Below are 8,050 nucleotides of genomic sequence, written 5' to 3'. Positions count from 1 at the left end.
CTATAACATCTTAACTTTTAAATTTTGACTTCCGTGAAACGGTATAGTTTCTCATATCCTGATGTTTAATCCAATCAATTAATATAATTCTATAGTTCTAAAACTTTTTTGATTTGCTCTAGAACTATCGCTTCTTTTTGACTAACTTTAGGTCCTGTGCCAAATATTCCTTCTCCTGAAGCATTAGCTATTTCATTAGCTATTTCATAGAGAAATTTTTTGTATTCTTGAGCTTCTATAGGATTAGCTTTAAGATGAGCGATCGCTACCGCAGCTTTAAGTTTTTCTAGTCCGTTTTCCAGAAAATCGGCAAAATTTTCTGAATTTTCTATCTCATTTATTTGAGTTGTTTTGTCGGCATCAGAAGTATCTGCTAATAAACCCTGAATAAGTTGATTATTTTGATAATTAGACTTAGTTTTGTTTCTGATTTTTGGCAAAGTCAAAACTTCTTTTACTGCCGAGAAAAGTGTAAAATCCGAACCAATAACTATCATCGTAATCAAAGTAATTGCCTGTAATAATAACTCCCATTCTGAGTCTGTAAAATCGGCTTTAGTCGTCATTTTTATCATTAAGATTTTTCAGATTTTCTTGTAATTCTGAGATTGTAAATATTGACTCAAACTCAATACCTTCTTTCTCATAAAATTCTCCACCACCTTGTTGTCTATCAACAAGAGAAAAAATCTGATTAACCTGATAACCTGCCTCTCGTAGTCGATTAACTGCCATCATTGCTGATGCTCCAGTTGTTACGACATCTTCCAAAACAACTACTTTGGCATTAGCTTCTAATATTGGGCCTTCAATGTAAGACATTGTGCCATGTCCTTTAGCTTGTTTGCGGATAATTAAAGCTGGTATAGGTCGATTTTCATAAGCAGATACCACACTAACAGCAGTCACAATTGGATCGGCACCCAATGTTAAACCTGCTACCCCTTGAGTATCTTCAGGTAACATGGACAATAATAATCTGCCAATTATCAGAGCGCCCAGGGGATGAAGAGTCACATATTTACCATTTATATAATAGGAACTACTTTGCCCAGAGGATAGTACAAAATTTCCCTCACGATAAGCTAACCGACATAACAGATCGAGTAGTTGTTGTCTAATAGTTGTTATATCGCCAGTAGCTAAAGATGAAGAATTTAGAGATGTAATTTGGTTTGTCATATCAAGGCCGAAAAAAAGTTAAAATTCAAAAGTTAAGAATCGTATAACCGGATGTTAGATTATTTGGTAACTATGAGATAAGTATCAGTTTTGAGGAAAACAATCCAGACTCAAATTTAATTTTCCCATTATTCTGACTGATACTAAAAAAACTTACAGCACTTTTGAGGATATTGAGGCACAGTTTAATACTATTCCCTATTTCCTATCTTGAGAATCTCGCTGCTATAATACGAGCAATTTAGCAGTAATAATCTAAATAAATTATAATTTATGGCCATAAATTGGAAAAGTCTTAGTGGCACAATTCTTTTTTCTGCGATCGCGACCCTAACATCTGTCCAGATGGCTCAAGCGGGACATCCAGAAGATCCTGCTGGAACATATCAACCTTTTGCAGAAGGGTTTAACCGAGCAACTCAAAGACGTTCTGGTAACTTTTTTGAGAAAAGAGACCTCTTACACCAAATGGGTCGTTTTTTTGGTATTCCCAAGTACCCAGAGCAAGCTATTGAAAGTGATAATCGCCGAGTTAATCAGTTATATATAGATGAACAAAGACGACAATTTTCTAGTACCCCAGTTATTCGGACTCCCGATCTGATTAATCCCTACAATCAATCTGTATTAACTGCTCCTCCACCTCAGTCAAACCCTAGTTTTGGTGGTAATTAGTTATTTAGGTAGTAGGGACGTTGCATACAATGTCTTTACATGATAAGGAGTAGTTCCTTAAGAAACCCTGTTTCTAAGATATTTTTTTCCTTCTGCTTTCTGCCTTACTTCCTCCAACGAGCACGGAGGGATTTGAACCCCCGACACCCAGAACCGGAATCTGGTGCTCTATCCACTGAGCTACGCGCCCTAACATATAATTTTCAGGATAGCATCTCTAGTCTTAAACTGGCAATAGGAGAATTATTATTTTTCCTGAAGCGGTAAAATTGTGACTGTACGATTTTACCGTAACAACAGCATGGAAAGAACTCATCATAACTTGTTAGAGAAACTAGCATCCCTATCAGACAATTATCCTAACTTAAGTATTCGCCTCTCCCTAGCAGCTAAAGAATTACAAAATGCAGGTACTCCTCCTTCAGAAAGTTTACTAGAAGAACTTATGGCCTACTGTAAAGATTTTGCTGACCTGAAAGACCAGGGACTAAAATTGGCACAAACATCTCAAGTGTCTATTGGGGCAATACTTTCCTTTACAGACTTAGAAAACTTAGTTAAAGCCGTTACAAAAACCACAGAATTATCAAACAGTCAACCAGCTTTAGATATTCTTAATCAAATTTTGGCGATCGCTCATCAAGAACAACCAGAATTTGCTCCTTTACAATCAGTTAAAGCACAAGCTCAACAATTATATCAAATAATTTCTCAGACAAAATCTGAAAAATTACCTGATGATGCTCAAGCTTTAATTGAAAATAGACATCCACTTTCAGCAGTATTAAAACTTGTCAAACAAGGGAAAAATTTAGATGACGAACAATGGTTGGAATTGGAGGAAAAAGTTAACATAACCTTTGGCAAAAAATTAATGTTAGCTATATCCAGAGGAAAGCTGATAATTGCCAATAATTCTTTACCAACAACAGCTAGAATTAAATTACCTGCACTAGAAGAATTAGAACAAACTAAAAATATTGCTACTCAACCAACTAATCCCCAAAAGTCAACAACTACTACCAATTTACCACCTTTAATAGTAGTACCATCTGGTGGTGGCGAACCTAATAAACCACCTATTGACGATCCAGATATAATGATTTTAGAAGATCCGACACCAGCAAAACCCCTAGACGAAATTATTATTGTTCCTGGAGTAGAGACACCTCAAAATTCTCCTAAAATTGAAAGACCAAATATTATGTTTGGAGAAACTACCAATAAACCGTCAGGAGTTTCTGTAGGATTAAAAGTTATAGTTCATATACAAAATATTGGCGATCGCTCCTTTGTTGGTGGAGAATATGCAGGTACTCGCGGTCAAAGTTTCCGGGTAGAAGCTTTTCAAGTTAATATAGAACCCCCTATTCTTGGATTAAATTTGGAATATATGGCACATATTGGTGGAGTCGGTGATACCCCTTGGTTAGAAACTGGAAAATTAGCAGGGGAACGTGGAAAAACGCGTAGACTAGAAGGATTTGCGATGCGACTTACAGGTCCTCAAGCTGGTAGTTATGATATATTCTACACTGCTCATGTGCAAAATATGGGAGATTTGCCAGTGTATACTAATGGTCAATATTGTGGTACTCGCAACAAGTCTCTGAGGGTAGAGGGAATGAAAGTTTGGATACAACCTAAGAGTTAAGCGTTGGAATTAGGGTAGAATTTTCATTCTGAGGGAGTAGGTACAGACATTAATGGATAATGGATAATGGATAATTAATCTTCAGAGGTTTAAAGCTTCTACTTTTTTTTAGGAGAAAAAAGTGCTAGGAGATTTCTATACTTGATTCAATCCTCTCGTTTTTAACCACAGGCAATTAATAATCTCTAATTAGAGATAGTTTTCATTATCAATTATCCATTATTTAGGAGATTTATATACTTGATTCAATCCTCTCGGTTTTAACCAAAGGTAATTAATAATTGATAATTAGAGATAGTTTTCATTATCAATTATTTAGGCATTTTTTGCTACATTTATATTAAATACGGAAATAGTACAACAAATAATGAGGTGGGATATGGCAGTTTTACAACAATCTCCTTGGTATCAACAAATCTTAGAAGAAGGAGTAAAAATTGGTCAACAACAAGGTGAACAAAGAGGTGAAAAACGTGGAATACTTTCTGGAATAGAAATAGCATTAGAATTAAAATTTGGCGAGTCAGGAAAAGATGTATTTTCAGAGATTAATACCCCAATCAACAGTTGAAAAAACGTCTAATCAAACTGAAATGCGTCGTGCCGCTAAAGCCAAAAGAAAGGAACGAAGACAACGACGAAATAAATAAGGCAGGACTTACGCATTAGAACCGAAAATTCGACTTCCGATCTTTAAAAATTCCTATTGATTTTTATCTGTCTAGTTTAGCAGTTTTTTTTCAAATTGTGATAGTTTTCCTTTGGCTAATTTTTCGGTAAAAATTTGTTCACAAAAACCCAATTCTTGATTCCAAAGTAACCAAAACACACAATAATAATGCTTCCGTCCATTCAACCACTGCGCCGTAAGTATCGCCAGTATGACCACCCAAACAACGGTTAAACCAAGCACCTGTTAGTAGAGCGATCGCTATTCCTCCTATTGCCATTCCACAACCTACTAACCAATTTTGAGGATCTAATAAAATCAGAATTCCACTCAGACTCAGTAATAAAAGTACCCCTAGTAAAAAATCCCAAATAGAATATTTTGCCTGTTTATGAAATGCTCCTTTTCCAGTAGGTTTGAGATAGGCATAACGAGCGATCGCCACTAACTGACCCCATCTTCCCCAACCCGCTACTCCCATTAATATTAATAGGCGATCGCTATCTAAATCTGTTAAAGCTGTAATTTTTAGTAGTAGTAGAGCGATCGCTGCCATTGCACCAAAAGCTCCTGTAGCACTATCTGCCATAACTTCTAGTCGTCGTTTTTGGTCTGGCACTGCTAACCCATCAGCAGTATCCATCACCCCATCCAAGTGTAAACCACCAGTTACAGCAATTCCAGATATAATCGTTACAGCAGACCTAGTAAGTATAGGCATCCCTAAAGACTCTAACCCCATATCTACTAAACCCTGAATACCTCCAACTATCAATCCAATTAATGGAGCAAAACGAGCAATACCGTAAAAATCCAAATTCCAATCATGGGGAATTGGTAAACAAGTGTAAAAAGCAATTCCAGCACAGAGCTTTGCCAGAATTTTCCTAATTAGTTGTATCAATATTTACCACCAAAAATTTTTTATTGAGGGATAACAGAAAGAGTAGGGAGGTTCCATGAAACGTCCCTACCAGAATATTTTACTTATAACTAATTATCCAAACACGATCTAAATTGACAAAATCAATTTTATATGGTATGGATAAAAATTTAGAAAAATTTTAAAATTAAATTACATAGGAATTTAACTTATAACTTCTAACTTAAGAAATCGCCGTTACAAAAATAACTTTTGTAAGTCCTCAATGCGACAGCTCCCCTATCTGACTTCGTTAAAATCGCTCTAAAAATTAAATAATGCTGCTAAAAGAGATATTATTGGTTCATATTCAGAAAAACTGTGCCAGAATTGGAATATAAATAGCACTATCTCATAACTTAAGAACAAAAAAAATTGTTCTGAATAACTGTCTACCAAATCAGAGGCTTTTGCTATATGAGTTCCAATAATTCTAACCACAGCGTATCCGCACCTTGCATAATTGACAATGGTATTCTTGTCAACAAACGTGATATGCAAAGACTATTGATAGATTTAGGAAGAGTCCGCTATATCCATAGTCAAGATGGCCAAATTCAAAGCCAGGGAGAAGGATACATACTAGAAGTATTTGCCGATCGCCAAAGATCCACCTTAGTTGCTAATCACTCAATATATTTGAATGTACTTAGTTTTGACTACCTAGAACTTGGGAAGTCCCCATGTGAAGAAACATACTTTGATTTAGTTAACGAAGGCCGCCAGTTAAGACTAATTCCCCTGTCAAACCCCATGCAAGAAGAAACTAGCAGAAATATTAATGCTGCAGCTTTTGATGCAGTGATGGATCAAGTTTTGTCCTCTAATTGGGATGTGCAGGTGGATGATGATGATTGTCCATTTTAAGTTAAAAGGTAAAATGTTTGAGTTACCAAAATTTATATTAATTCACTTTAAAATGTGAAATAATTACCTCGAATTACTGAGCGAGTCAAAGTTTTTAGTATATAAAATTTTACTTTTAACTTTAGACCTTTGACTGTCTTACCAAGGGTTATCTTGTGGGTGTCAGCAACGTGGGGTCTAGATGATGCATGACTTCCGAAAAACTGTATAATACCAATACCCAAAATAGGGCGCAGACATTTATAAATGCTCAAACTCAGTTATTTATAACTTCTGACTTTTGACTTGCCCGTAGCGCTATACTATCCCATGTCCCAAAACTTTTCCTTTCATTCTCAGGCTGTTTGTAGCTATACAAAAGCTCGTGCTGGTGTTTTTTCGACTCCTCATGGCAATATAGATACACCTAGATTTATGCCTGTGGGGACTTTGGCCAATGTGAAAACTCTGACACCTGCTCAGTTAGAGGCAGCGGGTGCGCAGATGATATTGGCAAATACTTATCATCTTCATTTGCAACCGGGAGAAAGTATAGTCGCTGGTGCTGGTGGCTTACATAAATTCATGGCTTGGAATGGGCCAATATTAACTGACTCTGGAGGTTTCCAAGTATTTAGTTTGGGAGACATCCGAACTATTAGCGAAGCAGGAGTTAAGTTTCGCTCGCCTCGTGATGGTAGTATGATTGATTTGACTCCAGAACGTTCGATCCAAATTCAGAACGAATTAGGAGCGGATGTGATTATGGCTTTTGATGAGTGTCCTCCTTACCCAGCGAGTCGGGAAGAGGTGGAGTTGGCAACAAATCGCACTTATCGATGGTTGCAGCGTTGTATGGAGGCTCATCAACGTCAGGATCAAGCTTTGTTTGGTATTGTTCAAGGTGGTGTTTATGGCGATCTGCGTTCTAGGGCAGCGAAGCAGTTGGTAGATTTGGATTTGCCTGGTTATGCTATTGGTGGGGTAAGTGTGGGAGAACCTGGCGAGTTAATAGATAATATTGTGAAGGTGACAACTCCTTTATTACCGGAGGATAAACCTCGTTATTTGATGGGTGTTGGCACTCATAGGGAAATGGTACGGGCGATCGCTGCGGGTATAGATTTATTTGACTGTGTAATTCCGACTCGTTTGGGGCGACATGGAGCAGCATTGGTTAAGGGTGAGCGATGGAATTTGAAGAATGCTAAGTTTAGAGAAGATTTTAGGCCACTAGATGAGTCTTGTCCTTGTTATTGTTGTCAAAATTTTAGTCGCGCTTATCTTGCTCATTTGGTTAGAGCAAAGGAAGCTTTGGGTTTTACTCTTTTGTCGCTGCATAATGTTACAGAATTAATTAGGTTTACTCAACGTATTCGGGATGCTATTTTAGGCGATCGCTTTACCACCGAGTTTGCTAGTTGGTTGTGAAAAAAAGGGTTAAGGGATGCAGTAATTTAATAATGAATAATTGTGTATTTTTTTTACTGGTAATTAATTATAGTCATTAAGTAAATATCCGGGTTTGATACTAGAACTAGGTAATAAGTAAGTATCGGATAGTTTCCGGAGTTTAATTATTATGAGTGAGTCTAACGATCCAGAAACAGAACGCCAAGAATCGAATGCGTTATCAAAGGTAATAGAAATTGTTCAAAAATATCCAATTATAACCTATTTGGGAACAATTGTTGCTGCTTTTGGAATGGGTTTTGCTAGCTATGGAGCAATAATAGGTGTAAATTCAAATAAAATCATCTCTCAAGAAAAATTCGATCATTTATCTCAAACAGAAAAGTGCCTTAATAAACTAATTGAGAATCAACTTAAATATTCCTTTAATATTGAGGAATGTAAAAAATACCCCTTCCTAGGAGAAATGAAAATTGTCCTAACAGCAAATGAACTTCAGTTAAATAGGGACAAAAATGATGGTAAGATCGGAATATCTGGGAACATATCATCTCAAGATTTTATTGGTAACGATGGATTAATCAAGAAGAAGACTAAAGTTTGGATTATTAGCAGTTATTTTGATCTAAACCAGCAACGAAAGTGTTATCGGGAAGGGTTTCTTGCAGGTAAAGACTATGATATAAAT

General features: G+C 36.5%; 9 protein-coding genes and 1 tRNA gene. 6 read left to right on the top strand and 4 right to left on the bottom strand.

From position 1 onward, the window contains the following. Positions 1-89: 89 nt before the first annotated feature. Together AFK68_RS20270 and pyrE are read right to left on the bottom strand one after the other, a co-directional pair. Positions 90-566 (bottom strand): hypothetical protein, encoded by a 477-nt coding sequence (locus tag AFK68_RS20270; RefSeq protein WP_143438080.1) that lies wholly within the window; start codon positions 564-566, stop codon positions 90-92. Beyond that, complete coding sequence (gene pyrE, locus AFK68_RS20265; RefSeq protein ID WP_094674560.1) at positions 556-1,182, bottom strand: orotate phosphoribosyltransferase; 627 nt, start codon at positions 1,180-1,182, stop codon at positions 556-558. Before pyrE ends, AFK68_RS20270 begins: the two co-directional genes overlap by 11 nt. A gap of 273 nt (positions 1,183-1,455) precedes the next feature. Between pyrE and AFK68_RS20260 the strand changes: the two genes are divergently transcribed. After that, on the top strand, positions 1,456-1,857 hold the full coding sequence (locus tag AFK68_RS20260) for a hypothetical protein (protein WP_094674558.1): 402 nt from the start codon (positions 1,456-1,458) through the stop codon (positions 1,855-1,857). 117 nt (positions 1,858-1,974) lie between these two features. Here the strand turns inward: AFK68_RS20260 and AFK68_RS20255 are convergent. Continuing rightward, positions 1,975-2,047, bottom strand: a tRNA-Arg gene (locus AFK68_RS20255). 81 nt (positions 2,048-2,128) lie between these two features. Between AFK68_RS20255 and AFK68_RS20250 the strand changes: the two genes are divergently transcribed. Together AFK68_RS20250 and AFK68_RS20245 are read left to right on the top strand one after the other, a co-directional pair. Next, a complete protein-coding gene (locus tag AFK68_RS20250) occupies positions 2,129-3,511 on the top strand; it encodes a hydrogenase (RefSeq protein WP_143438079.1) in 1,383 nt (460 codons plus the stop codon). Between the two features lie 379 nt (positions 3,512-3,890). Continuing rightward, on the top strand, positions 3,891-4,082 hold the full coding sequence (locus AFK68_RS20245; protein WP_094674554.1) for a hypothetical protein: 192 nt from the start codon (positions 3,891-3,893) through the stop codon (positions 4,080-4,082). Positions 4,083-4,299: 217 nt separating this feature from the next. Here AFK68_RS20245 and cobS read toward each other — a convergent pair whose 3' ends face one another. Beyond that, positions 4,300-5,082, bottom strand: a complete 783-nt coding sequence (cobS, locus tag AFK68_RS20240) for an adenosylcobinamide-GDP ribazoletransferase (protein ID WP_094674564.1) — start codon at positions 5,080-5,082, stop codon at positions 4,300-4,302. A 438-nt stretch (positions 5,083-5,520) separates the two neighbouring features. Here cobS and AFK68_RS20235 point away from each other — a divergent pair, with 438 nt between their 5' ends. The 3 genes from AFK68_RS20235 to AFK68_RS20225 all read left to right on the top strand — a co-directional run. Further along, entirely contained in the window at positions 5,521-5,970 is a 450-nt protein-coding gene (locus tag AFK68_RS20235) for a hypothetical protein (protein WP_094674552.1), read from the top strand. A gap of 309 nt (positions 5,971-6,279) precedes the next feature. Continuing rightward, positions 6,280-7,380 (top strand): tRNA guanosine(34) transglycosylase Tgt, encoded by a 1,101-nt coding sequence (gene tgt, locus AFK68_RS20230; RefSeq protein WP_094674550.1) that lies wholly within the window; start codon positions 6,280-6,282, stop codon positions 7,378-7,380. Between the two features lie 151 nt (positions 7,381-7,531). After that, positions 7,532-8,050, top strand: a 519-nt coding sequence (locus AFK68_RS20225) for a hypothetical protein (RefSeq protein WP_143438078.1), incomplete at its 3' end; no start/stop codon positions are given.

Origin of the sequence: Hydrocoleum sp. CS-953 (assembly GCF_002260545.1) — a bacterium.
In the GTDB taxonomy this organism is placed as follows: Bacteria; Cyanobacteriota; Cyanobacteriia; order Cyanobacteriales; family Microcoleaceae; genus Trichodesmium.
This window is presented reverse-complemented; position numbering and strand designations above follow the sequence as displayed.

What these genes read in the sequence shown, in the direction of transcription:
- AFK68_RS20270 (WP_143438080.1), bottom strand. Translation starts at nt 566, where the DNA reads ATGACGACTAAAGCCGATTTTACAGACTCAGAATGGGAGTTATTATTA.
- pyrE (WP_094674560.1), bottom strand. Translation starts at nt 1,182, where the DNA reads ATGACAAACCAAATTACATCTCTAAATTCTTCATCTTTAGCTACTGGC.
- AFK68_RS20260 (WP_094674558.1), top strand. Translation starts at nt 1,456, where the DNA reads ATGGCCATAAATTGGAAAAGTCTTAGTGGCACAATTCTTTTTTCTGCG.
- AFK68_RS20245 (WP_094674554.1), top strand. Translation starts at nt 3,891, where the DNA reads ATGGCAGTTTTACAACAATCTCCTTGGTATCAACAAATCTTAGAAGAA.
- AFK68_RS20235 (WP_094674552.1), top strand. Translation starts at nt 5,521, where the DNA reads ATGAGTTCCAATAATTCTAACCACAGCGTATCCGCACCTTGCATAATT.
- tgt (WP_094674550.1), top strand. Translation starts at nt 6,280, where the DNA reads ATGTCCCAAAACTTTTCCTTTCATTCTCAGGCTGTTTGTAGCTATACA.